The 25,862-nt window shown below is 73.7% G+C and carries 24 protein-coding genes; 12 read left to right on the forward strand and 12 right to left on the reverse strand.

Features of this window, described 5'->3' with window-relative positions:
- Positions 1-115 precede the first annotated feature (115 nt).
- Complete coding sequence (locus BFF78_RS03780; protein WP_069783363.1) at positions 116-1,225, forward strand: MGDG synthase family glycosyltransferase; 1,110 nt, start codon at positions 116-118, stop codon at positions 1,223-1,225.
- Between the two features lie 527 nt (positions 1,226-1,752).
- Here BFF78_RS03780 and BFF78_RS03785 read toward each other — a convergent pair.
- From BFF78_RS03785 to BFF78_RS03805, 5 genes are all read right to left on the reverse strand, one after another.
- Positions 1,753-2,535, reverse strand: coding sequence for a polysaccharide deacetylase family protein (locus BFF78_RS03785; protein WP_069776944.1), 783 nt, complete (start codon positions 2,533-2,535; stop codon positions 1,753-1,755).
- Positions 2,536-2,568: 33 nt separating this feature from the next.
- Positions 2,569-3,480, reverse strand: a complete 912-nt coding sequence (locus tag BFF78_RS03790) for a DMT family transporter (protein ID WP_069776945.1) — start codon at positions 3,478-3,480, stop codon at positions 2,569-2,571.
- A gap of 6 nt (positions 3,481-3,486) precedes the next feature.
- Positions 3,487-4,341 (reverse strand): SDR family NAD(P)-dependent oxidoreductase, encoded by an 855-nt coding sequence (locus BFF78_RS03795; RefSeq protein WP_069776946.1) that lies wholly within the window; start codon positions 4,339-4,341, stop codon positions 3,487-3,489.
- Between the two features lie 426 nt (positions 4,342-4,767).
- Positions 4,768-5,295: an SRPBCC family protein gene (locus BFF78_RS03800; protein WP_069776947.1), complete on the reverse strand. Its 528-nt coding sequence runs from the start codon at positions 5,293-5,295 to the stop codon at positions 4,768-4,770.
- Between the two features lie 28 nt (positions 5,296-5,323).
- A complete protein-coding gene (locus tag BFF78_RS03805) occupies positions 5,324-5,644 on the reverse strand; it encodes an ArsR/SmtB family transcription factor (RefSeq protein ID WP_069776948.1) in 321 nt (106 codons plus the stop codon).
- A gap of 179 nt (positions 5,645-5,823) precedes the next feature.
- On the opposite strand from BFF78_RS03805, the gene BFF78_RS03810 reads away from it, so the two are divergent.
- The 5 genes from BFF78_RS03810 to BFF78_RS03825 all read left to right on the forward strand — a co-directional run bounded on the left by BFF78_RS03810 (position 5,824) and on the right by BFF78_RS03825 (position 9,926).
- Positions 5,824-7,332 carry an MFS transporter gene (locus BFF78_RS03810; protein ID WP_069776949.1) on the forward strand — a complete coding sequence of 503 codons (1,509 nt, stop codon included), beginning with the start codon at positions 5,824-5,826 and terminating at the stop codon, positions 7,330-7,332.
- 510 nt (positions 7,333-7,842) lie between these two features.
- On the forward strand, positions 7,843-8,010 hold the full coding sequence (locus BFF78_RS46720) for a hypothetical protein (RefSeq protein ID WP_165289353.1): 168 nt from the start codon (positions 7,843-7,845) through the stop codon (positions 8,008-8,010).
- 37 nt (positions 8,011-8,047) lie between these two features.
- Complete coding sequence (locus BFF78_RS03815; RefSeq protein WP_069776950.1) at positions 8,048-9,061, forward strand: iron-containing redox enzyme family protein; 1,014 nt, start codon at positions 8,048-8,050, stop codon at positions 9,059-9,061.
- The gene (locus tag BFF78_RS03820) at positions 9,062-9,736 is read left to right on the forward strand and encodes a HemK2/MTQ2 family protein methyltransferase (protein WP_069776951.1); all 675 of its coding nucleotides are present in this window, start codon (positions 9,062-9,064) and stop codon (positions 9,734-9,736) included.
- The gene (locus BFF78_RS03825) at positions 9,717-9,926 is read left to right on the forward strand and encodes a CDGSH iron-sulfur domain-containing protein (protein WP_069776952.1); all 210 of its coding nucleotides are present in this window, start codon (positions 9,717-9,719) and stop codon (positions 9,924-9,926) included. The genes BFF78_RS03820 and BFF78_RS03825 overlap by 20 nt, the downstream gene beginning before the upstream one ends.
- Before the next feature lie 198 nt (positions 9,927-10,124).
- On the opposite strand, the gene BFF78_RS03830 is transcribed toward BFF78_RS03825, so the two are convergent.
- From BFF78_RS03830 to BFF78_RS03845, 4 genes are all read right to left on the reverse strand, one after another.
- Positions 10,125-10,559 (reverse strand): subtilase-type protease inhibitor, encoded by a 435-nt coding sequence (locus BFF78_RS03830; RefSeq protein ID WP_069776953.1) that lies wholly within the window; start codon positions 10,557-10,559, stop codon positions 10,125-10,127.
- Positions 10,560-10,878: 319 nt separating this feature from the next.
- Entirely contained in the window at positions 10,879-12,597 is a 1,719-nt protein-coding gene (locus BFF78_RS03835; protein ID WP_069776954.1) for an RICIN domain-containing protein, read from the reverse strand.
- Between the two features lie 482 nt (positions 12,598-13,079).
- On the reverse strand, positions 13,080-13,457 hold the full coding sequence (locus tag BFF78_RS03840; protein WP_067044164.1) for a toxin Doc: 378 nt from the start codon (positions 13,455-13,457) through the stop codon (positions 13,080-13,082).
- 3 nt (positions 13,458-13,460) lie between these two features.
- Positions 13,461-13,700 (reverse strand): hypothetical protein, encoded by a 240-nt coding sequence (locus BFF78_RS03845; protein ID WP_069776955.1) that lies wholly within the window; start codon positions 13,698-13,700, stop codon positions 13,461-13,463.
- A gap of 188 nt (positions 13,701-13,888) precedes the next feature.
- Here BFF78_RS03845 and BFF78_RS03850 point away from each other — a divergent pair, with 188 nt between their 5' ends.
- Together BFF78_RS03850 and BFF78_RS03855 are read left to right on the forward strand one after the other, a co-directional pair.
- The gene (locus BFF78_RS03850) at positions 13,889-14,398 is read left to right on the forward strand and encodes a methylated-DNA--[protein]-cysteine S-methyltransferase (RefSeq protein ID WP_069776956.1); all 510 of its coding nucleotides are present in this window, start codon (positions 13,889-13,891) and stop codon (positions 14,396-14,398) included.
- Between the two features lie 11 nt (positions 14,399-14,409).
- Positions 14,410-15,132 carry a 2OG-Fe(II) oxygenase gene (locus tag BFF78_RS03855; protein ID WP_069783364.1) on the forward strand — a complete coding sequence of 241 codons (723 nt, stop codon included), beginning with the start codon at positions 14,410-14,412 and terminating at the stop codon, positions 15,130-15,132.
- A 244-nt stretch (positions 15,133-15,376) separates the two neighbouring features.
- On the opposite strand, the gene BFF78_RS03860 is transcribed toward BFF78_RS03855, so the two are convergent.
- Positions 15,377-15,781, reverse strand: a complete 405-nt coding sequence (locus BFF78_RS03860) for a hypothetical protein (RefSeq protein ID WP_159032934.1) — start codon at positions 15,779-15,781, stop codon at positions 15,377-15,379.
- Complete coding sequence (locus BFF78_RS03865; RefSeq protein WP_069776958.1) at positions 15,778-18,876, reverse strand: glycoside hydrolase family 2 TIM barrel-domain containing protein; 3,099 nt, start codon at positions 18,874-18,876, stop codon at positions 15,778-15,780. Before BFF78_RS03865 ends, BFF78_RS03860 begins: the two co-directional genes overlap by 4 nt.
- Before the next feature lie 265 nt (positions 18,877-19,141).
- Between BFF78_RS03865 and BFF78_RS03870 the strand changes: the two genes are divergently transcribed.
- Positions 19,142-21,523, forward strand: a complete 2,382-nt coding sequence (locus tag BFF78_RS03870) for a SpoIIE family protein phosphatase (protein ID WP_069776959.1) — start codon at positions 19,142-19,144, stop codon at positions 21,521-21,523.
- A gap of 15 nt (positions 21,524-21,538) precedes the next feature.
- Here BFF78_RS03870 and BFF78_RS03875 read toward each other — a convergent pair whose 3' ends face one another.
- On the reverse strand, positions 21,539-22,069 hold the full coding sequence (locus BFF78_RS03875) for an RNA polymerase sigma factor (RefSeq protein ID WP_193433634.1): 531 nt from the start codon (positions 22,067-22,069) through the stop codon (positions 21,539-21,541).
- 65 nt (positions 22,070-22,134) lie between these two features.
- Here BFF78_RS03875 and BFF78_RS03880 point away from each other — a divergent pair, with 65 nt between their 5' ends.
- From BFF78_RS03880 to BFF78_RS03890, 3 genes are all read left to right on the forward strand, one after another.
- The gene (locus BFF78_RS03880; RefSeq protein ID WP_069776961.1) at positions 22,135-23,526 is read left to right on the forward strand and encodes a serine/threonine-protein kinase; all 1,392 of its coding nucleotides are present in this window, start codon (positions 22,135-22,137) and stop codon (positions 23,524-23,526) included.
- Between the two features lie 153 nt (positions 23,527-23,679).
- Positions 23,680-24,375 (forward strand): DUF4232 domain-containing protein, encoded by a 696-nt coding sequence (locus tag BFF78_RS03885; RefSeq protein WP_069776962.1) that lies wholly within the window; start codon positions 23,680-23,682, stop codon positions 24,373-24,375.
- A gap of 198 nt (positions 24,376-24,573) precedes the next feature.
- Positions 24,574-25,812, forward strand: coding sequence for a polysaccharide deacetylase family protein (locus tag BFF78_RS03890; RefSeq protein ID WP_193433404.1), 1,239 nt, complete (start codon positions 24,574-24,576; stop codon positions 25,810-25,812).
- The last annotated feature ends 50 nt before the right edge of the window (positions 25,813-25,862 follow it).

Genomic DNA, 25,862 nt, shown 5'->3' on the forward strand with positions numbered 1-25,862 from the left:
GCAACTCGCGTCGATGACGTGTCGTATGGTCGCGGTCCGGCGACACGGCGGCACGGTGAGCGGTTTACGGGCCGCACGCACCGGAGAATCGGACCCCGTGCGTACTCCTGCCGAGGTGCCCTCCACGGACCCCGCCCGGCCGGGTGGCCGACGGCGCCCGCTGATCCTGAGCGCGAGCATGGGCGCCGGTCACGACACCGTGGCCGCCGAACTGGCGCGCCGAGCCGTGGCGTACGGGCACGAGCCGCAGGTGGCCGACGTCCTGCGGCTGCTGCCGTACGGCCTGGGCGGCGGGCTGCGCCGCTCCTACCAGGCCTCGGTACGGCACTTCCCGTGGGCGTACGGCGGCGTCTACGGCGCGTTCCTGCGCGGTGGCAGGGGGCCGCGGCCCAGCGGGGTGCCGCTGGCCCGGCTCGCCGGTGACCGGCTGACGGAGCTGGTGGAGCGGCTGGACGCCGATGTGGTGGTGTCGGTGTTCCATCTGGCCGCGCAGCTCACCGGTCATCTGCGGGCCCGGGGCCGGCTGCGGGTGCCGAGCGTGGTCTTCCTCGTGGACTTCGCCGTGCACCGGCAGTGGCTGCACCCGGGCAACGACCAGTACCTGTGCCTCACGGACGGGGCGGCGGCCGAGGTGCGCCGGGCCCTGGGCAGGCCCGCGGTGACGACCGGCCCGGCGGTGGCATCGGTGTTCCGCGCGGCCGCGCCCGGGGCGGCCCGGTGGCGGGAGCACTTCGCCTTGCGGGCGCCCGGCCGGCCGGCGGTCCTGCTGTCCGCGGGCGCCTGGGGTGCCGCGACCGGCCCGGAGGACACCGCCCGGCTGCTGACGGGGGCCGGCTATCTGCCGGTGGTGCTGTGCGGGCGCAACCCGCGGCTGCGGGCCCGGGTGTCCCGGGTGCCCGGCGCACTCGCCCTCGACTGGGTGGACGACATGCCCGGACTGCTGTCCGCCGCGTACGCCCTGGTGGACAACGCGGCCGGCCAGACCGCCGTACAGGCCCTGGCCGCCGGCCTGCCCGTGATCGGGTACCGGCCGCTGCCCGGCCACGGGGTGGACGGAGCCCGCCGGATGTCCGCCCTCGGCGTATCGGAACTGGCCCCGGACGGCCCCGCGTTGCTGACGGCCCTCGGCAGGCTCACGGAGAACGGCCCGGACCGAGCGGAACGGGTGACCCGGGGGCGGGCGCTGTTCCGGGGCGATCCGATGGCGTACGTGGCTGGGGTGTGACGCGGGGGCCCAGTGGGCCCGCCCGGTGTGTCGCCCGGGGCCAGGGGACGGCGGCTCGCCCTGTGGCTCAACGGCGTGGCGGCCGTCAGCCAGCTTGTGCTCAGCCGTGCCCGGCCCGGCGCCAGGCGGCTGCCCCCGTGCTCACCGGCCTCGCGGGGCGGCACACAGCTTCCGCCCAACCACGCGCAGCCCAGCGTGCCGGGCAGCCGCTCCCCCGGTGCTCACCGGCGTCGCGGACCGACACACAGCCCCCACCCAGCAGCGCGCAGCCCAGCGTGCCCGACGGCTGCTCACCCCTGTGGCTCAACGGCGTGGCGGCCGTCAGGCAGCTTGTGTTCAGCCGTGCCCGGCCCAGCGCGCCGGACGGCTGCTCACCCGGTGCTACCGGCGTGGCGAGCCAGCGCACAGCTTCCCCCCAGCCGCGCGCAGCCCGGGCGCGTCGGGCAGTTGCTCGCCCCGTACACAGCGGGCTGGCGGGTCGACGCACAGCTTCCGCTCAACCGCGCGCAGCCCGGCGCGTCGGACGGCTACTCCCCCTGTGGCTGGGCGGCGTGGCGGACGGTCGTGCGCGGGGAGCCCGTCGGGGTGTGGTCGCGCAAGGGGCCGATGGAGAGGCCGGACTCGTGGCAGTCCCGGACCAGGCCGGGGAGTGCGCCGAGGGCCGAGTGCCAGCAGCCGGAGGCCGCCTGCCCGTCGGAGTCGTGCAGCAGGACGGTGCCGCCGCCGCGCAGGTCCGCCGTGACCCGGGCCCGCACGGATGCCGGGGTGGCGTCGGCCGTCCAGTCCCTGCCCCACGCCGACCACAGCACCGGCCGCAGCCCGGCGCGCCGCGCGGCCAGCCAGCGCCCGGAGGTGAGGATGCCGTAGGGCGGCCGGTACCACTGCGGCCGGTGGCCGGAGATGTCGTGCACCGCGCGTACGGTGCGCGCTACCTGCTCGGCGTCCCGGGCGGGGGCGGGGAGCCAGGGACGGTCGTGGGTCCAGCCGTGCACCGCGAGTTCGTGGCCCCGCCGGGCGGTCTCCCGGACCAGCGCGGGATGGCGCACCACGTTCTCGCCGAGCACGAAGAAGGTCGCCCGCACCCCGAGTTCGTCGAGCGCGTCGAGGAAGCGTGGCGTGGACTCCGGGTCCGGACCGTCGTCGAAGGTCAGCGCGACGTGCCGGTTGCGGCCGGTGCCGGACAGCCGTGGGAACAGCAGCAGCCGTACGCCGGGGAGCCAGGTGGCCGCCGGCCCGATGTGCGCGGCGGCGACGGCGGCCGGCAGCAGGACGGCCGCCGTCCGCCATGGGCGGCCGGATCCGAGGGGCATCGCTGACCTGCCTTCCCGCACGTGTACGCGCCCTTACCGATGTGCTCCACGCACATGTTTCCCCGTGGCGTTGCCGCCCCGCGCGGAGGCGTCCCACTCCCGTCCGACGGCCGGCGCCCGGGCCAGTCCGACGCTGCCCGCCCCGATGAGCACCACTCCGATCGCCTCCGGCAGCATCCGCAGCCCGAGATGGATCGCCTCGGCGAACAGGACCCAGCCGAGGACGACGCTGGTGAGCGCGTCGCCGAGGGTGAGCGCGGGCTGGGAGGCCGTGAGCGACCCGGCGCCCAGCGCGCTCTGCAGCAGCAGGAAGGCGACGAGTCCGGCGCCGGCCGTGGCGTACGGCGACCAGTGCGCGAACATCGCCGCGGGCCCGTGTTGGAGCAGGCCCACGGCCTCCTTGAGCAGCGCGGCGGTGGTGCCGAAGCAGACGGCGGAGGCGAGGCCGATCAGCGCGGCGCGCGGCGCGCCCTTCGTCGGGCGGGCCACGGCCATGAGGAGCACGACCAGGCCGAGCGCCCCGCCGCCGCCCAGGAGCCAGGCACGGGGCGGTGCGGTCGGCCGGCCCGCGCCCGGGGCGGCCGCGAGGAGGAAGAGGGCCAGCCCGGCGGCGAGGGCGACGAAGGCCAGCCAGGTCCCGAGGGCTGGCCGGCGCCGGAAGACGACACCGCCGACGACCAGGGTGAACAGCAGCTCGGTGGCGAGCAGCGGCTGGACCAGGGCGAGGCTGCCCACGGCCAGCGCACCGGCCTGGAGCAGCCCGGCGACGGCCAGCAGCGCGGCGCCCGCCAGCCAGTACGGGCGCCGCAGCAGCCGGGCGAGCCGGCGCACGGCGGAGCCGCCGTCCGGGTACGGCTCCTGCACGGCGGCCCGGCGCTGCAGCACGGACGCGGACGCGTTGGTCAGGGCCGCGAGCAGGGCGAGCAGCACCGTGACGGCGATCATCACCGCTCACCCGAAGCGGGCGGCGAGCCGCCGGTAGAGCCCGGGCGCGGCGCCGCGCACCAGAGCGGGACAGCGCAGCCAGCCGGGCACGTACACCTCGTCCTTGCCGTCCCGGACGGCGGTCCAGACGGCGTCCGCGACCCGCTCGGGGGGCACCGGACGCGGCCATGCCCGGCTGTAGGGGGCGCCCCGCCGCTCGAAGAACGGCGTGTCGACGGCGCCGGGGATCACATGGCTGACGCCCACCCCGGTGTGGCGCAGTTCGTAGCGCAGGGCGTCGGCGAAGGCGGCCAGCGCCGCCTTGGCGGCGGAGTACACGGCCTCGCCGCGCACGCCGACGCTGCCCGCGACGGATCCGATGAGCACGATGCGTCCCGAGCCGGCGGCGACCATGTGGGGCAGCAGGGCGCGCACCAGGTGCAGGGTGGCCAGCAGGTCGACGCCGACGATCTCGTCGATGCGCGCCTGCGGCATGGTGGCGAAGTCACCGGCCCACCCCACCCCGGCGCTCGCCACCAGCAGGTCGAGGCGGCCCCCGTGGTCCAGCACGAGCTCGGTGAGCAGACGGTCGGCACCCGGCCGGGTGAGGTCCGCCGGTACGGCCAGCGCGTCGACCTGGGCGGCCACCTGCTCCAGGCGGGTGGCGTCCCGCCCGTTCAGCACGAGCCGCCAGCCTCCCTCGGCGGCCAGCCGGCGGGCCACGACGGCGCCGATGCCCGAGGAGGCGCCCGTCACCAGGGCGGTGCCGCCCCGACCGGCCCGGTTCCCGTCGGGGCGCGGGCCGGAGCCCGGCTGCGGGACGGACGTCGTGACCGGCCCGGTGCGGTTCGACGGTCCTGCGGGGGGCGGGGCGTGGGACATGGTGACGACCTCACTGCGACGTGTGCACGGGCTCGCGAATTCCGGGGCCGAACCTTCGCGGTGTATCCAGGGCGCCACACACTGAAACACCGCGCACGGCGGAGCCCGCCGAACGCCGCCGCGGGGGGACGGATGAGTCCGGGTCGCCGGGTGGTGCGCCCCGGACGAACATGGGTGTCGAGGAAGGGCGGAGGAAGGAGGGACGGCCCGGGGCGCAGAGCCGACGTTACGACCGTATGCCGGGACACGGGGCGGGAGAAAACGCACGACGCACGGCCCGTGTTCGGCCGGCCGAGCCACGCGAAGGGCATGGAACCGGCGCGGATCGAGCCGAGGCTCCCCGCGGCGGACACCCCGAACGGAGTACGCGACCGCGCGCCGGCCCGGCCGGGGACACCCAGGGCGTGCGCGAGCCGGCACGCCCGGTCAGTCCATGCCCGGCACGGGCGCGCCGGAGGGCACACCGGCGGTGACGTAACCGTCGTAGAACTCCTTCCAGGCCGTGCCCGGCTCCGAGTGCGGGCCCTCGAAGCGCTCGTCGCGCGCCTTGGCGTCGAGGGCGGCGAGGCACACCTCCCAGCCGGCGCCGTTGCGGGCGGCGGTGTTCGCCTCTACGAGGACGTTGGTGAGCGTGAACCGGGTGCGGTGTTCGCCGACGGCTTCCAGGTCGAAGTGGAGTTCGTCGCCGCCCCACTCGAAGGACAGGTGCCGGGGCGGATCGACGGCGAGCACCCGGCCGGTGGACTCGGGCATGTTCGGGTCGCCGCTGAAGCGGATGGTGCCGCCGGGGCGCAGCTCCATCTCGGCGCGGGAGGGGAACCACTGCTGCAGCTCGTCGGGGTCGGTGACGAAGCGCCAGACGCGGTCCACGGGGTGGTCGTAGGTGCGGCTGAACCGGACGGCGCAGCGGCCGTCGTCCAGGGTCAGACAAGTGCCGGTGAGGTCGACGGACATGGTGCTTCAGTCCTTCGGTGGTGGGGTGTCAGGTGTCGTCCGGCGCCTCGTCGAGGCGTCGGCCCAGGGCGTCCAGGCTGCTGTTCCACAGCCTGCGGTAGGGCTCCAGCCAGGCGTCGAGGGCGGCGATCGGGGCCGGGTCCAGGGCGTAGACGCGGCGCTGCGCGTCCTGCCTGACCCGGACCAGACCGGCCTCGCGGAGCACCTTCAGATGCTTGGAGGTGCTGGGCTGGCTCAGTCCGCAGGCCTCGACGATCTCCCCGACGGGCCGGGGGCCCCGCAGCAGGAGCGCGACGATGACCCGCCGGTGCGGGTCGGCGAGGGCGGACCAGAGCGCGGCTTCGGACATGCAGTGAATATGCCGCGCCCGTTATATGCCCGTCAAGGAATGCATGCCGGACCTCCACGCAAACAAGCGAAACGTTGCCGTTTCGTTTAATGTGCTCTACGCTCGATGCGTACGAAACAGTTTCGTTTACGAGCTGTCTGCCTCCCTGCACCCGAACGACTTCCCCGGAGTGGTTCACCATGTCCCAGAAGACCCTGGCCGAGGGCTCCCGAACGGGAGCCGCGGCGATCGAACACGGCGGCGCGGCCTCGCCGAAGCGGTGGTGGATCCTCACGGTCGTCGCCATCGCCCAGCTGATGGTCGTGCTCGACGCCACGATCGTGAACATCGCCCTGCCCTCCGCCCAGACCGACCTCGGCTTCTCCGACGGCAACCGGCAGTGGATCGTCACGGCGTACGCCCTCGCCTTCGCCTCCCTGCTCCTGCTCGGCGGCCGGATCGCCGACCTGTTCGGCCGCAAGCCCGCCTTCCTCGTCGGCGTCGTCGGCTTCGCCGGAGCCTCCGCGCTCGGCGGTGCCGCGAACGGCTTCACCATGCTGGTCATCGCGCGCGCCCTGCAGGGTGCCTTCGGCGCGCTCCTCGCACCCGCCGCGCTGTCGCTGCTCAACACCACCTTCACCAACGCCCGGGAACGGGCGCGTGCCTTCAGCGTGTACGGCGCCATCGCCGGCGCCGGCGGCGCGGTGGGCCTGCTCCTCGGCGGTGTGCTGACCGACGCCCTCGACTGGCGCTGGACGTTGTACGTGAACGTGGCCATCGCGGTCGTCGCCTTCGCGGGCGGCTGGATCCTGCTGGACAACCATCGCGACGCGGCGAACGCCAAGCTGGACGTGCCCGGCACGGTCCTCGTGGCCGCCGGTCTGTTCTCCCTGGTCTACGGCTTCTCCAACGCCGAGACACACGCCTGGGGTTCGCCGCCGACCTGGGGCTTCCTGATCGCGGGCGGGGTGCTGCTGGCGGCCTTCGCCTGGTGGCAGACCCGGGCCGCGCACCCGCTGCTGCCGCTGCGCATCCTCCTCGACCGCAACCGCGCGGCCTCCTATCTCGCGGTGCTGATCACCGGCGCGGGCATGTTCGGTGTGTTCCTCTTCCTGACCTACTACCTCCAGCTCAACCTCGACTTCAGCCCCACCAGGACCGGTGTGGCGTTCCTGCCGATGGTCGGCGCGCTGATGGTGACCGCGCAGCTGGGCACCACGCTCCTGGTGCCCCGTCTCGGCCCGAAGGCGGTCATCCCGCTGGGCTTCGCCATCGCCACGGCCGGCATGGCCTGGCTGACCGGCATCGGCCTCGGCTCGCACTACGCCGACGCGGTGCTGCCCCAGCTGATCGTGATCGGTGTGGGCCTCGGCCTGGTCATGCCGCCGGCCATGCAGCTGGCCACCGGCGGGGTCGCGGCGCAGGACGCGGGCGTGGCCTCCGCTGCCGTCAACGCCATGCAGCAGGTGGGCGGTTCGATCGGCACGGCGCTGCTGAACACCCTCGCCTCGACCGCCGCCACGAACTATCTGTCCGGCCGGGACGCCACCAGCAAGCCGGTCCAGGCGCAGGCGACGATCGAGAGCTACACCACCGCCTTCTGGTGGTCCGCGGGCTTCTTCGCCACCGGCACGGTGATCGCCTTCCTGCTCTACCGGCGCGGAGTGCCGCAGCAGGACGCCGGGGCCGCACCGGTCGTCCACATGTGACCGTCACGCACCACCGAGCCCGAGGGGCCGCCGTCAGCAGGGAGACGGCGGCCCCTCTCCCTGCCATGGTGGGGGTCATGCGCAAGGCGTCGGCGGCGCTCGGCAGCGCCCTGTTCCTCGTCTTCGTCTCGGGCGGCGCAGCCGTGCCGGTGCCGTGGTGGCTGACCGGCGGCCGGCGGGCGGGTCACTGGTGGCCGCCCCTGCGGCTGCTCGGACTGCTCCCTCTCGCGGCCGGCACCGCCGTCGTCGGCGTACTCACCGGGCAGGGCCTGCTGCTCGCCCGGCCGGTGCTCTTCGGGTACGCCGCCTGCGTCTGGGTACTGACCTGGACGTTCGTCCGCTGGTACGAGGAGCCGGGGCTGGTGCGCCGGTTCGGTGCCGAGTACGAGCGCTACCGGCGGGCGGTGCCGGCCTGGTGGCCGCGGCGCACCCCTGGCGGGACGCTTGAGACGGCGCGGGCGGGTAACCCGTGGATCAGGACGACGGCGACGAAACGGGAGGCGAGAGGCCATGCCGGATGGGAACGACCGGGAGGACCGGACCGAGTCGGCCCTGGAGGAGGTGCTCCGGGAGGTCGAGGAGGCCGAGAAGCGCGACGAGGAACGGGCCATCGGCGGCCGGGCCGGAGATGCCATCACCCCGAACACCGCGGCGCAGGAGCAGGCGGGAGGGGACTGAGGCGGGACCGCCGGCCCTTCCCGAGTACGTGAGTCCCATGAACAGCCACGAGTGCGGGCCCTGGTTGCCCCCGCCGCGCGGCCCCCTCTCCGCGACGGTCGCCACGTACCTGCGGGGCAGGGGTCCCCTCCCCCCTCTCGCCGCGGCCGGGGATGCGGATCCCTACGGCGACGACGCGCAACTCGCCCTGTATCTCTGCTACGAGCTGCACTACCGGGGCTTCGCCGGAGTGGGCCCGGAGTTCGAGTGGGACCCGGGGCTGCTGCGGGTCCGTGCCACGCTGGAGCACCGCTTCCTGTCCGCGCTGCGCGCCGACGCACCGCGCCACGAAAGTCTCGGCGAGGCGCTCGCCGCGCTGCTGGTCGAACCGGCCGAGGGCACCGGGGTCACCCACTTCCTGTGCGCCGAGGGCGAGTTGTGGCAGCTGCGCGAGTACGCCGCCCAGCGCTCCCTGTACCACCTGAAGGAGGCCGATCCGCACGCCTGGGTGCTGCCGCGGCTGTGGGGCCGGGCGAAGGCGGCCATGGCGGCGGTGGAGTTCGACGAGTTCGGCGGCGGCCGGGCCGACCGGGTCCACGCGCACCTGTACGCCGCGCTCATGGCGGACCTGGGCCTGGAGACCGCCTACGGCCGCTATCTGGACGCGGCCCGCGCGGAGATGCTGGCCGTCGTCAACCTGATGTCCCTGTGCGGCCTGCACCGGGAGCTGCGCGGCGCGCTGGTGGGCCACTTCGCCGAGGTGGAGATCACCTCCTCGCCGGGTTCCCGGCGGCTCGCCGAGGCCATGCGCCGCACCGGCGCCGGGCCCGCCGCGGAGTTCTTCTACGACGAGCACGTCGAGGCGGACGCGGTCCATGAACAGGTCGTACGCCATGACGTGATCGGCGGGCTGCTCGCCGAGGAGCCGGAACTCGCGGGCGACGTGACCTTCGGGATCGACGCGACCGAGTACCTGGAGGATCGTCTGGCCGGGCGGCTGCTCACCGATTGGCGCGCCGGGCGCTCGTCCCTGCACGCACCCCTTACGTCGGAATTGCCTCATACATCCTGAATGCCGGGGTACTCGCGCGATGTGATCGCTGTGGTGCTCCCAGGTGTGTACACCCCGCAGGAGGACACGGAGTTGCTGGCCGAGTCCCTCCGCGAGGAGGCGCCGGCTCCCGGTGCCCACGTGCTGGACGTCGGCACCGGCAGCGGTGCGCTGGCCCTGGAGGCGGCCCGGCGCGGCGCCGTGGTGACCGCGGTGGACGTGTCCCGTCCGGCGGTGTGGACGGCACGGGTGAACGCCTGGCTGAACCGGCTGCCGGTGCGGATCCGGCGCGGCAACCTCTTCGGACCGGTCCGGGACCGCACGTACGACCTCATCCTGGCCAACCCGCCCTATGTTCCGGCACCCGATGCCGGGCGCGGGCCGCGCGGCCGGCATCGGGCCTGGGACGCGGGCGAGGACGGGCGGCTGCTGCTGGACCGGATCTGCCGGGATGCACCCGTACTGCTGCGCCCCGGTGGTGTGCTGCTGATCGTGCACTCCGCCCTCAACGATCCCGAGCACACCGTGCGACTGCTGCGCGACGCACGCCTGAAGGCCGCGGTGGTCCGGCGGCGCTGGATCCCCTTCGGTCCGGTGCTGCGCTCACGACAGGACTGGCTGCGCCGGAGCGGTCTGCTGGCACCGGCCGCCACGCAAGAGGAGTTGGTGGTCGTCCGTGCCGAACGAACGCACTGACCGGGCCCGCCGGATCACCGTCCAGCGGCAGGGGCCACTGCTGGTGGAGGGGCCGGTGGAGGTCGAATTGGAGGACGGCACCACGGTCTGCTCGGACCGCTTCCGCGTCGCTCTGTGTACCTGCCGGCGCAGTCGCCGCTACCCCTGGTGCGACACGAGTCACCGGCACAAGGCCAAGGACACCGGTTGAAACCGGTTGTTTTTCGCCGCCCCCCGGGAAGGTCCCCCACGGACCTGCCCGGGGAGCGGCTGTGTGCCCCGGAAGCCGGCGGGCGGCCCCACTCCGCCCAACGGCTCCGGTGCGAGATCGCAGGTACCCCGCTCCAGGGGCCGCACTCCCCAGTTGCGGACCTGATCCGGCGTATGCGGGGGCCGTGCGATCCCGGCTCTAGAAGGCGAAGACTCCGCCACCCGTCGCATCGCGCATGCAGGCGTTGCCGAAGGAGCGCTCGTAGTCGACGCGCTTGCCCTGCCAGACACCCTGGACGGTGACGACGACCGGGTCGTACAGCTTGGTGCACCACACGCCGGGGCTCGGCTTCAGGGCCTCGAAGTCGCCGCCGGTGCCGCGCAGCTCGGCGCAGGCCTGGACGGCGGCCGGATGGGTGCCGGAGGCCGTGGGCGCGCAGGTCAGGGTGACGGCGCGCTCCGGAGTGGCCGTGGCGGCGTCGTTGCCGTGGCCGGTGGTCATGACCAGCACCGAGGGGGCGTACAGCGACGACGGGGCGGCGCCCGGCGCAGCGACGGCGGCCCCGGTCAGGGGTCCGCAAACGGCGGCGGCCGTCAGGCCGATGGCCGCTGCCCAGCGCGCGGTGTTCCGCATTATGTGCATCCTTCCGCTCGAAACAGACGAGGTGCCGGCCCGGACCCGGTCGGGCACCGGGGCGGCGAGCGCCACTCTGCCGAGTCCGCCGTCGAAACTCACATCGAACCCATGGGTTTCGGTAACCTTTCGTGTTGAAGCAGTGGCGTGATGTCACGGAATCCACACACCGTGACCCCGCAACTACGCGGATTCCGCCCTCCGGAGCCTGCCGGATGGCCGAAAATCAGCGCTTCGTTAATCGGCCTGAAACATTCCGACTCTGACCCCTCCGAGCCCCTTCATGACTCCTTGTGTTCATGAAGTGATCACCAAGGGCCTAGGCGCGCCGCTGCGGCGGTGCCGTCGGCCGCGCCGGAGGACCGCCCGTGCCGGCGATCGAGAGGGAGCCGGGGCTCGCCGTGGACGCGTCGGTCGCCCAGCGCTGGCCGGCCGAGCGGTCGCGGACCTTGACGACGAGGTCGGCGCCCGGGGTCGCGTCGCTGGGTGCGAGGGCGAGGGTCCGGTCCCAGCGTGGCAGCAACTCGCCCTGCACCGTGACGTCGTAGCGCACGTCGTCGCCCCGCCGGGAGCGAGCGTCGGCGCAGGTGCCGAGGATCACCACACCGGCGTCGGCGTGCGAGTCCAGGCACAGCCCCGAGTCGGCCGCGCTGCGCAAGCGCCCGTCGGCCTCGTACGTCCACTGCTGGGTGAGTGCCACGGAGCACACGGCGAGGACCGCACCCGCCCCGGCCTTCGGTGTGCCCTTGATGTCCAGGCACAGGCCGGCGGCGGCGTTGCGCAGCCGGCTGGGACGGCCGACGGCGGGCAGTGCCGCGGCGCCGGGGCCGGTGGCCGAGGACGGCGGGGACTGGCCGGCGGCGGTGCCGGGGACGGCGCTGGTGGAGGCGACCGGGTCGGTCCCGTCACCGCCGTCCGGCCAGACGCTGACCGCGAGGACGGTCGCCAGCAGCCCGGCCGAGGCCACACCGACGCCGGTGAGCAGCGTCCGGGAGGACCAGGCGATGCCGGGGATCCGGGCGAGCGGTCCGGGCTCGTCGGCGCGCCGCCGGCCGCGGGACACCGGGATCCGGGGCCCGGGTTCGCCGTCGCCGCGCCGCCGGGTGCCGGACAGGGCCGCGCGGGCGAGCAGTCCGGGCGTGTCGCCGCCGCGCCGGCGTCCGCCGGAGCGGCGGGAGCCACCACGGGTGCGGGCGGGTCCGGAGCGGCGGCCGGGGCGTGATTCGAGGTAGCGGCGGGCGCCCCAGCCGAGCACGGCCTCGGCGAGCAGCACCCCCAAGGCGGCGTCGGCGTGGCCCAGTTGCTCGGCCGCGTGCCGGCAGAAGGGGCAGGCGGACAGGTGTTCCTGGACGTCGGGCAGCAGGGCGCCGCCACGGCGGATCGGAACGTCGAGCAGACGGTTGTAGTAGCGGCATTCCTTGCCGGGCGCGAGTTCCCGGTGGGCGCGTACCAGGCCTTCCCGGAATTTCTCGCGCGCCTGTCCCAGCGCGAGCGTCGCGCTGTCGACGTCCACACCGAGCAGTCCGGCCGGAACGGTTATCGGTTCCGCCTCCACCTCGATGTGCCAGAGCAGTGCCTGCTCCAGTCGGGGAAGGGCGTGAAATGAGCGGTCGGAGAGGGCGCGGTTTTCCGGTATCAGGGTCTTCGCGGCGCGCATACCACGGCCACCGGCGGGTTTGCCGAGTCCGGGCAGTACGGCGGTGATCCGGTCGGTGCCGGACCAGTTGACGACCGTGTCCCGGACTGCCACGAGCAGCCGGGGACGCAGCGCCTCGGCGGGTTCGCCGAGCGCGAGGCGGCCGAGGACCTGATGGAAGGCCGTGGCGGTCACCATGTGGGCGAGCGGTCCGGAAAGGGCCAGGCAGACCACGGCGTAGTCCTGGGCGGGCGGCCAGTGCCGGGCCATCAGCAGGGCGGCGGACCGGGAGGCCTCCGCGTCGGAGCCGGCCCGCAGCGGACCGGCGAGCGACTCGTCGGACTCCCCGGGGTCGCCGCCGGGCGGCGGAAAGGGAGGACGAGGTGGGTGGGGGGTGGGCACGGAGCGGATTCCTTTGTGCGTGACGTGCGTGCTGCTTTGGTGCGTACCTCTGCGGCGCACGGGAGGAAAATTCGTTGGCGCCCCGGCCGATGACGGTTCCGCAACTGCCTGGAGAACCCCGGACTTTACCCCCCGCACGGGCGTTTCAACCCTTGCACAACTTCCACACGAGCAACAAGGCACCCGCACAACATCGAGCATGTTGAAAGAAAGTCAGAAAGTCGTCGTCCGTCTGTTCCCCTGCAGGGGCTTTCCTAATTCCATGCGCCCCGTGTGAAGCGTGCGCACACACTAGCGGGCGCGCGCACGCTTCCGGGGCGTGCGGCCCGGTAGTGGACTGGGGCCGGCCTCCTCGGAAAGGCCCGCGCGAAACCGGCCGCCGGTCCCGCTCCTCCCGCCCTCGGCCGGCGGCCTCGCCCACCCTGCCCCGGCCGGCGGCCCCGGCGGCTTCCCCCCGCCGTCCGGGGCGGGTTCGGGCCCGCTCAGATCTGCCAGGAGCGCAGGCGGTCGGCCGCGCCGTACACGTCGGCCTTGCCGGAGATCAGGTCGCGGGCGAGGTCGACGAGGGCGCCGTAGGGCGGGTCGATGCCGACGCCGCTGACGAACATGTAGGCCACGGCGGTCGCGCAGGCGAAGCGGGCGTTGGCGGCGGGCAGGGGCTTGAGCACGGCGAGGGTGTGCAGCAGGGCGGCGGCCCGCCAGGCGGGGTCGGAGTCGACGCCGAGCCGGGGCGGGTCCACGCGGTGCCGGGCGACGGCGGCGACCAGCGCGGAGAAGTCGTCGACCGAGGGCTGGTCGGGCAGGACTTCCTCGTGGCGCTGGAGCAGCCAGGGGACGTCGATGTGGATGACGGAGGGCATGCGTCAGGCGGCCTCGTCCTTCGCGGGGGGCTCGTCGTCGGGGAAGGCCGCCGCGAACTCGTCGGCGTGCGCGGCGAAGAACTGCCGGAAGGCCTCGGCGCCCTCCTGCAGGGCGCGGTGCCTGGCTATGTCGGCGGCGGCGGCCTCGCGTACGAGGGCTTTCATCGACGTACCGCGTTCCTTGGCGATCTGCCGCAGGTCCTCAAGTTCCCGCTCGCTGAACTCCACATTGAGAGCTGGCATACCCCTCACCGTACCGCGCGGGTACTTACCCGTAAATACGTCCAGGTCAGACGCCCTCTCGCACGGTACCTACGACGGTCGAGGGCCATGTCCGATTCCCGCCGGTCACCCGACACGCGGCGCAGCAGACTCGGCAGCACGGAAGAAAGCGACGAGGAACCCTGCAGCGGAACAGAAGGAGCATCCCCATGAGCACGCGCATCGTCCACACCGTCCATCCCAGCCCGCTGGGCGAGCTGCCGCTGACCGGCTCGCTCACGCCGGGCGGCCTCACGCTCACCTCGCTCGGCATGCCCGGGCAGCGCGGTGCGTCCGGCGTCCGCGCCAAGGACCGCGACGACCGGCCGTTCGCCGAGGTGCACCGACAGCTGGACGCCTACTTCGCGGGCCACCGGACCCGCTTCGACCTGCCGCTCGCCGCCACCGGCACCGCGTTCCAGCAGGCGGTGTGGCAGGCCCTCGACGACATCCCCCACGGCACGACGCTCACGTACGGCGGGCTGGCCGCCCGGCTGGGCGTACCGCGTGCCGACCTCCGCGCGGTGGGCCGGGCCCTCGGCGCCAACCCCCTGCTCCTGGTCCGCCCGTGCCACCGGGTGATCGGCGCGGACGGCTCGATGCGCGGGTACGCGGGCGGCGTCGAGCGCAAGCTGTGGCTGCTCACGCACGAAGGCGCGCTGCAGCCGGCCCTGGTGTGAAGGAGACCGTCATGACGTTCACCCCGGCCGAGGCCCGTCGCCGCGCGGCCCGCACGGACTGGACCGCGCTCGCGGCCGAGCTGGACGAGCACGGCAGCGCACCCACGGGCCCGCTGCTCTCCCCGGCCGAGTGCGCCGACCTGGCCGCGCTGTACGACAAGCCGGAGCTGTTCCGGACGACGGTCGATCTGGCCCGGCATCGGTTCGGCTCCGGCGAGTACCGCTATTTCACCCATGACCTGCCCGCCCCGGTGGCCGCGCTGCGCGCCGCGCTCTACCCCCGGCTGCTGCCGGTCGCCCGGGACTGGGCGGCCCGCCTGGACCGCCCGGCACCCTGGCCCGACTCGCTCGAGGAGTGGCTGGAGCGCTGTCACGCGGCCGGCCAGGACCGCTCGGCACAGATCCTGCTCAGCTACGGACCGGGCGACTGGAACGCCCTGCACCGGGACGTGTTCGGCGCACTGGTCTTCCCGTTGCAGGTGGTGATCGCCCTGGACGCCTACGCCACGGACTACACCGGCGGCGAGTTCCTCATGGTCGAGCAGCGCCCACGCGCCCAGTCCCGGGGCACGGCGAGCATCCTCCGCCAGGGCCACGGCCTGGTGTTCACCACCCGCGACCGCCCCGTACGCACCCGCCGCGGCTGGTCGGCGGGTGCGATGCGGCACGGGGTGAGCACCGTACGCTCGGGCCGCCGGCGGACCCTGGGGCTGGTCTTCCACGACGCGTCGTGACAACACCCCGGGAACACCGCCCGCCCCCCGGACCGTCCGTGACGATCTCGCTTGCCCTGGGCACGCCGGGCCGACGGCAGGACGCCCTCGCCGCAGCCGAAGGTCACGCCCCGGAAGGACGCGGCGCGGCGCCCCTCGCGGAAGCCGAGGGCGTGGTGCAGGCCGAGCGAGACGGGGGTGCGTGCGGAGGCGCAGCACCACACCTCCCCGCCGCGCCGCCAGACCCAGGCCATGCGCCACCCGGTCAGGGCCCGGCCGATTCCGGGCGGCGCCGGTGCCGGGCCACGGTCACTCCGCTGAGGTAACACCCTTCGGGCGCGCCGTCCCGCGGGTGCTCCGGGAGGAAGGCGACGCTCCCGTGTCCGGCGGTCTCCTCGCCCACCCGCGCGAGGACGGCCGCGCCGCGCTCGGCGGTGACGGCGCGGGCGATGCGGTCCGCCCCCTGTGCCACCGTTGCGCCGCGCGCCTCGGCCTGGCGCACGGCCAGGGCGGGGGCGTCCTGAAGCACGCCGGCAGCAGGGCGGCGGGGGTCGGCCCCGGGCCGGCTGCTCGGGGCGGGCTCGTACGGCGCGAAGGGGGACGGGGTGTCGTCGCGGGCGGCCGGGACCGGTCCGGGCGCCCGTGGCACGGAGCCGCTCATGGGTCTCACACGTCCAGCCTGCTGATGCGCACCGCACCCCTGGCCTCACCTGGATGTGCGCTCGTCAGGGTCAGGCGCAGCCGGGAGCCTCGTACCGCGTCGAAGGTGATCACGGTCGGGCTGTCCGAGGCCGTGGCCCAGTCCACCTGCGCGCCGGTCACCGGGACATACGCGTGCCCGTCCCAGACCGCCACCTCGGCCTGCGCGGGCAGCGCGTGGGTGGCGTCCACCGTGAAGGACGCCTCGACCCGGTCGAAGGTCCGGCCGCGCCCGAAGTCGACCGACACCCAGTCCTTTGCGCGAGCCCCGCTGAACGCGGGCAGCAGTGCCGTGGCCGACTTGGCGAAGGCGTTGGACCAGCCGGTGGCCGGGTCGCCGTCGAGCATCGCGGCGGGCAGGCTGTCCGGGCGCCCGGAGTAACCGGCGTCCGCATACGGGTAGTTCACGGGCGCCGGGTGGTCGGGCCGGAAGCCGGCCGCCGGGGTGCGGGCCGTCTCGGGCGCCGGGGTGGCGCGCACGCCCACCGTGCCCGTGCGCAGTCCGTCCGCCCGCGCGGTGACCGTCAGCGCACCCGGCCGCGTACCTGACCGGACGACGGCGAGGGCCTTGCCGTGGAACGCGGTGCGGGTGCTCGCCTGGTAGCGCTCGGCGCTCTCCTCGCGGCCGTTGTCGACCCCGGCCAGGGAACCTCCGCGGACATCGAAGGTGATCAGGTGCTCGGCGTCGGGCACCACCACGCCGTGCGCGTCGACGATCTCGGCGGTGACGAAGACCAGGGAACGGCCGTCGGCGGCAAGGGACTCGCGGTCGGCGGTGAGGCGTACCGCGTGCGCGGCGCCGGCCGTGCGCAGCACGTCCGTGGCGACCACCTTCCCGTCCCGCCGGGCCACCGCCTTCAACTCCCCCGGCTGGAACGGCACTTCCCAGGTCAGGTGCAGCTTGCCCGCACTGCCGTTCGGGCTGGTGTAACTGCCCGGGTAAGGGCCGTCGGTGAAGGTCTTGTCGTCGCCGGTGGCCTCGGTGGTCTCCAGGTAGCCGCGGCCGTCGGTGGTCTGCTTGACGTCGAACCGCCGTACGCCGAGGGACTTTCCGTTGAGGAACAGCTCGACGGAGGGCACGTTGGCGTATGCCCAGACCTCGACCGTGTCGCCCTCCCGGTGGTTCCAGGTCATGGGCAGCAGATGGACCATCGGCTCGGTCGTCCACTGGCTCCTGAAGAGGTGGTACATGTCCTTAGGGAACCCGGCCGTGTCGACCGCGCCGAAGAAGGACGACTTCACCGGGAAGACGTCGTACGGGGTCGGCTCGCCGATGTAGTCGATGCCGGACCACAGGAACTGTCCCGCGAACCACTTCCGGTCCCGGTCCTTCTTGTGGCCGTACTCGCCGCTCATCGTCCAGGAGGCGAGGTTGTTGTCGTAGGAGGAGGTCTCGCGCTTGCCCGGTGTGTGGTTCTCGCCGGTGTTGAGGTGTTCCGGCTCCTGGTACGCGCCCCGGGTCGAGGTCTCCGAGGAGGACTCGGACTCGAAGAGGAACAGGCGGGGGTAGCGCGCGTGCAGGGCGTCGACGGACTTGGCCGTGTTGTAGTTCAGGCCCAGGCCGTCGAGTCTGGCCAGCATCAGGTCGGCCGGTGAGCCGGTGGCGGGCACGCCGTGGTACTTGTTCGAGCCGATGACCACCGGGCGGGTGGCGTCCGCGGCCTTGATCGCGCCGATGATCCGGTCGGCCATCGCGAGCCCGGCCGTGGAGGTGGAGTCGGGGATCTCGTTGCCGACGGACCACAGGACGACGGCCGGTGAGTTCCGGGCGGCCAGCACCATCTCGGTGGCGTCCTTCTCGCACCACTCGTCGAAGAAGCGTCCGTAGTCGTACCTCGTCTTGCCGGTGCGCCAGCAGTCGAAGGCCTCCACCATCATCACGATGCCCAGCTCCTCGCAGACCTGGATCATCTGCGGCGCGGGCGGGTTGTGGGAGGTGCGGAAGGCGTTGACCCCCATCGACTTCATGATCCGCATCTGTCTGCGCACCGCGTCGATGCTGATCGCGGCGCCGAGCGCGCCCTGGTCGTGGTGCAGGTCGACGCCCTTGATCTTGGTGTGGGTGCCGTTGAGGGAGAAGCCCTCGTCGGGGTCGAAACGGTAGGTGCGGATACCGAAGGGCGTGCGGGTGGTGTCGGTGGTACGGCCCGCGACGCGCAGTTCGGTGTGCAGGGTGTAGCGGTGCTCCGGGGTCGCGAAGTCCCACAACAGCGGTTTGCCGACGGTGAGTTCGTGGGTTTCGGTGGCCCGGTCGGAGACGGCGGCCGTGGTGGCCGTACGGGCGACCGTGCGGCCGTCGGGGCCGGTGATCCGGGACTCGATCCGTACGTCGGTGCCGGTGCCGGACTCGTTCACGACCGTCGTCGCCACGCGGACCAGGGCGCTGTCCGCGGAGATCTCGTCAGTGGTGACGCAGGTGCCCCAGCGGGCCACGTGCACCGGTTCGGTGATCACGAGCCGGGCCTCGCGGTAGATGCCGCTGCCGGAGTACCAGCGGCTGCCCGGCAGCTGGTTCTGCACCTTGACCGCGAGCACGTTCGGCGTGCTGCCGTCGGCGTGCACGAGGCCGGTCAGGTCGAGGGCGAAGCCGGTGTAGCCGTAGGGGTGGCGGCCGGCCTCGGTGCCGTTGCAGTAGACGTACGAGTCCATGTAGACGCCGTCGAACTCGACCGAGACCCGCCGGCCGGCGTACGAGGGCGGCAGGGTGAAGGCGAGCCGGTACCAGCCGAGGCCGCCGGGGAAGAAGCCGGTGCCGCTGGTGGTGCCGTGGTCGGTGGTGGGGGTCTGCTCGATGCTCCAGTCGTGCGGGACGGCGACCTCACGCCAGGCCGAGTCGTCGTAGCCGGGATCGGCGGCCCGCGCGTAGGCGCCGGTCGGGTCGGTGATGCCGCCCGGGTCGGCCAGGGCGAAGCGCCAGCCGTCGCGCAGGGGCACGGTGTGGCGTCCGCCGGCTTGTGCCGGCGTCTCGGCGGCACCGGCGGCCGGTGCCGCCGGGATGAGCGGCAGTGCTCCGGCCGCGGAGGTCGCGGTGGCCGCGACCAGAACCGATCGGCGCGTGACCGTCATGGCGGCTCTCCCTCAGCAGGGCCCAGAAGTACTCACAACTGATCGTGAACAAACAGATTCTGACGGTTCGACACGCCGGGTCGTCAAGGGTCCGGAACCACACGTCCGCCTCGGGCGGCAGATCGACCGGATCGCGGCCTTGACCGTGTTCGACGGACCGGCCAGGTGGGCGGAGGTTGCCGTTCACAGGAGTCCCTGAAGCACTACGCTGGGACACGAGAGGTGCCACCTGTTCACTGTGAGTGTGCGCTTGGGAGCGGCGACGATGAGCCGGGTCTATCCGTTCGACGAAGCGGCGACGGCCCGGGCTGTCATCGACGACGAGGGAACGCTGGTCGAGTGGAACGAGGGCGCCCGGCGCCTGCTCGGCCACCCGGCGGACACCGTCCTGGGCCGTCCCGCCGCCCGGCTCCTGGCCGGGGAGGACAGCCCGGCCCCGCCCACCGGCCCCCGCTGGCAGGGAACGGTCGGATTGCGCCACCGTGACGGCCGTACGGTCCCGGTCTGGCTGCTCGCCCACCGCCGGCCGCCGCGCGACGGACACGGCGGCAGCTGGCTGGTGGTCACCCCGCTGACCGGCGCGCACCCGCCCGCCGGCGACGACCCGCTCGCCGCGGCGGACCTGACCCAGTCGCCGTGCGCGGTCGCCGTGTACGACGCGGAGCTGCGGCTGCGCCGGATGAACGACGCGATGGCCGACGTCATCGGCCTGCCCGAGGAGCGCCTGCGAGGGCTGCGGCTCGCGGAGATCGGCGGCAGGCCGCAGAGCGACGAACTGGAACAGGGCATGCTCCAGGTCCTGGCCACGGGCAGCCCACTGGACATGCAGACCTCCGTGCGCACCGGCGGCGAGGACGTCGCCCGCGCCTGGCTCGCCCGGATGGCGCCGGTCAGGGACGAGAGGGGCCGGGTGCGCGGGGTGTGCCTGGCCGCCCACGACATCACCGACAACTACCGGGCCCGGCAGCGGCTGCAGCTGGTGAACGAGGCGAGCGTGCGCATCGGCAGCACGCTGGACGTGACCCGTACCGCCCAGGAGCTGGCGGACGTGTGCGTGCCCGCGCTCGCCGACTTCGTCACCATCGACCTGCTGGACCCGCAGGAGTACGGCGGTGAGCCCCCCGCCCGCCTCACGGCGCCGGTCACCCTGCGCCGGGCCGCCCATCGGTCGGTCCTCGACGACGTGCCGGAGGCGGTGCTCAGGCCCGGGGAGACCGAGGAGTACCCGGCCGGTTCCCCCCAGGCGGACTCGCTGACCGCGCGCCACACGATCATCGCCTCGGTCCCCGCCGACGAGACGGAGTCGTGGCTGACCTGGCACACCGTGCGGGGCGAGTGCGTGCGACGATTCGGCATCCACGCCTCGATGGCGGTGCCCGTCCAGGCCCGCGGGCTCACCCTCGGCGTCGCCGTCTTCACCCGCCACCGGCGTGCGGACCCGTTCGCCGCGGACGACCGGCTGCTCGCCGAGGAGATCACCACCCGCGCCGCGGTCTGCATCGACAACGCCCGCCGCTACTCCCGCGAGCGGGAGACCGCGCTCGCGCTCCAGCGCAGCCTGCTGCCCCGCACCCTGCCGCGCACGGCCGCGCTGGAGGCCTCCTCCCGCTATCTGCCGGCCGCGCGGGCCGGTGTCGGCGGGGACTGGTTCGATGTGATCCCGCTGTCCGGGATGCGGGTCGCGATGGTCGTCGGTGACGTCGTCGGGCACGGCGTCGAGGCCTCGGCCACGATGGGCCGGCTGCGCACGGCCGTACGCACCCTCGCCGACATCGACCTCGCCCCGGACGAACTGCTCACCCACCTGAACGACCTGGTGGTCCGGCTGTCGGACGAGTCGGGCGTCGACGGCAGCCCCGGCGAGGTCGGCGCGACCTGCCTGTACGCCGTCTACGACCCGGTGTCCCGGCGCTGCACCCTGGCCCGCGCCGGGCATCCGCCGCCCGTCGTACTACGGCCGGGCGAGGCGCCCCACGCTCTGGACCTGGCCGCCGGTCCCCCGCTGGGCCTGGGCGGGTTGCCGTTCGAATCCACCGAGGTGGACCTACCCGAGGGCACCGTCCTCGCGCTGTACACGGACGGGCTGGTGTGGGCCCGGGAGCGGGACCCGGACACGAGCCGGGAGCTGCTGCACGAGGCGCTCCGGGCGTACGCGGGCTCCCTGGACGAGACCTGCGACCGCGTCCTGCACACCCTGCTGCCGCCGGGCGGCGCCGCCGACGACGTGGCGCTGCTGCTGGCCCGCACCCAGGGCCTGCCCGCCGCGCAGGTGGCGACCTGGGGCATCCCGGCCGACCCCGCGCTGGTCGCGCCGATCCGCAAGCAGGTCGTCGAACAGCTGGACACCTGGGGGCTGAGCGAGGCGGCGTTCACGGCGGAGCTGGTGGTCAGCGAGCTGGTCACCAACGCCATCCGGTACGGCTCGCACCCCATCCGGCTGCGGCTGATCCACGACGCGACCACGCTGATCTGCGAGGTGTCCGACGCCAGTCACACCGCCCCGCACCTGCGCCGCGCCAAGACCTTCGACGAGGGCGGCCGGGGCCTGCTGCTGGTCGCCCAGCTCACCCAGCGCTGGGGCAGCCGGCACATCCCCGAGGGCAAGACGATCTGGGCGGAACTGCCGCTGTACGAGGAGGACCGCTAGCGAGGTGGGCGCAGGTCAGCCGCCCGACAGCCAGGGCCGTACCTGTTTGCGGGCCTCGTGCAGACGGGACTTGAGGGTGCCGAGCGGGATGCCGACGCGCTCGGCGACCTCGGCGTAGTCCAGCTGGCAGATGTCCCGGTAGACCAGCGGCGCGACCAGGTGCGGATGCGTCCGCTCCAGCCGGTCCAGCGCCTCCAGCAGGTCCACGCGGGAGCCGGCGATGACGCTGGTGGTGCGCGGGTCGACGGCGTGCGAGGGCTCGATGGCGGCCGGCTGCTCGGCGGCCCGCCGTTTCAGCTCGCGGTACTTCTGCCGGCAGCAGTTGGCGACCACCGTGTACAGCCAGGTACCGAACCGGCTGCGGCCCTCGAAGGCGGAGATGTACCGGGCCACCTGGAGCAGTACGTCCTGGGCGGCCTCCTCGGCGTCCTCCCGGCACGGCAGGAAGCGCCCGCAGCGGCGCACCACATCCGGTCGGATCTGGTGCAGCAGCCGGTCCAGGGCCGCGCTGTCCCCCGCGGCGGCCCGCCGGGCGAGGTCTTCCATCGGCACCTGGTCCTGCACGGACGGGCCCTCCTCCAAGTCGATCTCAGGCCAGGCATGATAGTCGTATGCACTCCCAGGAGCGGATCGGCCGCTACCGCCTCGATCGCCCGCTGGGCACCGGCGCCTTCGCCACCGTGTGGCTCGCCCACGACGACGAGCTGCAGGCCCCGGTCGCGGTGAAGGTCCTCGCCGAGAACTGGGCGCACCGGCTCGACATCAGGGACCGCTTCCTGTCCGAGGCCCGGCTGCTGCGCCGGGCCGGCTCCAGCCGCGTGGTGCAGGTCTACGACATCGGCGAACTGCCCGACGGCAGGCCGTACTTCGTGATGGAGTACGCCGCCGGCGGCACCCTCGCCGACCTGCTGACCCGCGGGCCGCTGCCGGTGGGCCAGGCGCTCGCGCTGACGGCGGAGGCCGCCCGGGCCGCCGCCGCGCTGCACGAGGCCGGCATAGTGCACCGGGACATCAAACCGACCAACGTGCTGCTGCACACCGCCCCGGACGGCACCCGGCGGGTGCTGCTGGCCGATCTGGGGCTCGCCAAGAGCCTGGCGCAGGCCTCGGTGCTCACGCTGGCCGCGGGCTCGGCGGGCTATCAGCCGCCGGAGCAGGCCGAGCCGGGCGCGGGCATCGACGAGCGTGCCGACGTCTACAGCCTGGGCGCGGTCGGCTACGAGCTGGTCACCGGAAGTGTGCCGGGCCCGCCGGGCAAGGTCGTACCGCCCGGGCGGCTGCGGCCGGACCTCGGCGAGGACGTGGAGCGGGCGCTGCTGCGCGCGCTGGAGCCGGACCGGGCGCGGCGCTGGCCCGCCGCGCAGGCGTTCGCGCACGAGCTGGACCGGCTGTCGGCGGCGCCGCCGGCGCGCCGGCCCACCCGGCGGCTGGACGGCGTCCGCGGCCGGCTGAACACGGTGACGCTGTCCCTGGCCGCGGTCCTCACCGCGGCGGCCGCCGCGGCCGGGATGACCGTGCTGCTCCACCGCGGTGGCTCCCCGGACCAGGTGCGGGTGGCGGACTCGACCGGGCGGGTGGCCGTCAAGGTGCCGGCGGCCTTCGGCCACGAACTGCGTGACTCCGGCTGGGATCCGGGCGCGCTGGGGCTCGGCAAGGGGCACGAACCGGGGCTCGTGGTCGCCGACGACCTGAGCCGGTGGCCCGATCTGGGGACGGCGGTGGACGGCGTGTTCGTCGGGGTGAGCGAGCACGGCGATGTCACCGCGAAGGTCAAGGCGCTGGCCCACTCCGGCTGCCGCTACTCCGGCAGCCGCACCTTCGCCGACGCCGACTGGCGCGGCCTGGTGCGGGCCTGGAGCGGCTGCCCGGACGGCGGCTCGGTCACGGAGTCCGCGCTGAACCCGGCGGGCGGCGCCGCCCAGCCCCAGGTGTACGTGCAGGTGCGCGAACGGGGCGACGGGGACGCGACCGAGGGGATACTCCGTTCGCTGAGCGTGACCTGACGCGCGCCTGCCGAGGGTCATGACGGGGAAGAGAACCCTGCGTGTGCCGAACTTTTCCGGCGCTGCGCGCATCGGAGTGTGGTGACGGCGCACTCGGCGCCGTAAGGCACGCGGTCCGTCGCGTGCTGTGACCAACCAGGAGTGTTGAGCGACATGGTGTACACACCCCGGTCCACGCGGCACGGGGCCCTGCTGCTGGGCACGGTCGCCGTGCTGGGCCTCCTGACCGCCTGTGGCAACGGCCACGACGTCCACAGCAACCCACCGGTGACCGACTCCGGTACGGCCGCCCCGGCGACGGGCGGCACCGAGAGCCCGGCGTCGGGCGCCTCCGGCCCGGCCGCCACCGCCACCGGTGCCGCCGCCTCGTCGTCCGTCCCGAAGGCGAACCCCTCCACGAGCGGCGGCGGTACGACCGCGTCCGCGGCGGGCACCCGCTGCCACACCTCCGAACTGCGCGCCTCGGTGGGCCGCAACGACCCGGGCGCCGGCCAGGAGAACTTCCCCGTCGTCCTCACCAACAAGTCCGGCCGGACCTGCACCCTGCGCGGCTATCCGGGCGCGGCGTTCGTGAACTCCTCCGGCACCCAGCTCGGCCCGGACCCCAAGCGTGAGCCGGGTTCCCCGGCGACGATCACCCTCAAGCCGGGACAGAGCGCCTGGGCCGGACTGACCTTCTCCAACCCCGGCATCAGCGGCGCCAAGACGGCCACCCCGGCCGCGCTGGTGGTCACGCCCCCGGACGAGCGTGACGCGCTGAAGGTCGCCTGGTCGGGCGGAGCGGTGCCCGTCTCCGGGAACTCCTCGTCCGTCTTCCTGTCGGTGTTCAGCCCCGGCACCGCTCCCTGACCTGCCCGTACGACCCCCGAGAACCCCGCTGCCCGTCCCCCGGGCAGCGGGGTTCGTCATGTTCGCGCCACAACTGTCACAGGACGGCAACAGGCAGCGCTGACCGCGATCTTTTCTTCCGGCACCCGTCATCGAACCCGGCGACCCACACCGGCGAGCAGGCCCCACCCGGGCCGTGACATGGAAATCGGGGAGAAGATGAGCGGGATCTCACGCAGGCAGGTGCTGACGGCGGGCGCGGCGGCGGGCGCCCTGGGCACGCTGGCCGCGTGCTCCTCCGGCACCGGCCTCTCGTTCGACGGCCCGGCGGACGGCAAGGGCACCGCCCAGGCACGGCCGTCGAAGCCGATCGGCGACGGCTCCACGGCCGACACCGGCCCCCAGCCGCACCAGCCGACGCCCGAGCGGCTGAAGCCGGGCCAGAAGCCCCCGCAGTTCGTGGTGTTCTCCTGGGACGGCGCGGGCGAGGTGAGCAACCAGCTGTTCTCCCGGTTCCGCAAGGTGGCCGCCGTCCACGGCGCCAAGATGACCTTCTTCCTCAGCGGCATCTACGCCCTGCCCGAGTCCAAGAAGCACCTGTACCGTCCGCCGCAGCACCCGGTCGGCGCCTCCGCCATCGGCTACCTCGCCGACCGGCACATCCACGCCACGCTCCAGCAGGTGCGCGGGGCCTGGCTGGAGGGCCATGAGATAGGCACCCACTTCAACGGGCACTTCTGCGGCGCGGACGGCGTGCGCAACTGGTCCCCGGCCGAGTGGCGCAGCGAGATCGACCAGGCGATGTCCTTCGTCACCCAGTGGAAGACCAACACCGGTTTCACCGACCTGGAGCCGCTCCCCTTCGACTACCGCAAGGAGCTGATCGGCGGCCGCACCCCCTGCCTGGAAGGCCAGTCCAACCTGCTGCCCACGGCGGCCGCGCTCGGCTGGAAGTACGACGCCAGTTCCCCCGGCGGCCTCCAGATCTGGCCGGGCAAGGTGCAGGGCGGGAAGATCTGGGACTTCCCGCTGCAGTCCATACCGTTTCCCGGGCACACATTCCAGGTGCTGTCGATGGACTACAACATGATGTTCAACCAGTCCGGCGGCAACCCGAACGGCGACCGCACCCAGTTCGACGCCTGGCGCACCCAGGCCCGCGACGCCTATGTCGCCGGATTCCAGCGGGCGTACACCACCAACCGCGCCCCCTTCTTCATCGGCAACCACTTCGAGCGCTGGAACGGCGGCATCTACATGGACGCCATCGAGGAGGCGATCGGGAAGATGGCCGCATCCGGCGACGACGTGCGTTTCGTGTCCTTCAAGCAGCTCGTGGCCTGGCTGGACGCGCAGGACCCGGCGGTGCTGCGCAAGCTGCGCACGCTGGTGCCCGGTCAGGCCCCGGCGGGCGGTTGGGCGGAGTTCCTGGGCACGGCGGGCAGCCGCTCGTCCTGACCGGCCCGACGGGTCTGTTTCCGGGGCGGCCACCAGGTGATCGTTTCCGC

Source organism: Streptomyces fodineus (assembly GCF_001735805.1).
Classification (GTDB): Bacteria; Actinomycetota; Actinomycetes; order Streptomycetales; family Streptomycetaceae; genus Streptomyces; species Streptomyces fodineus.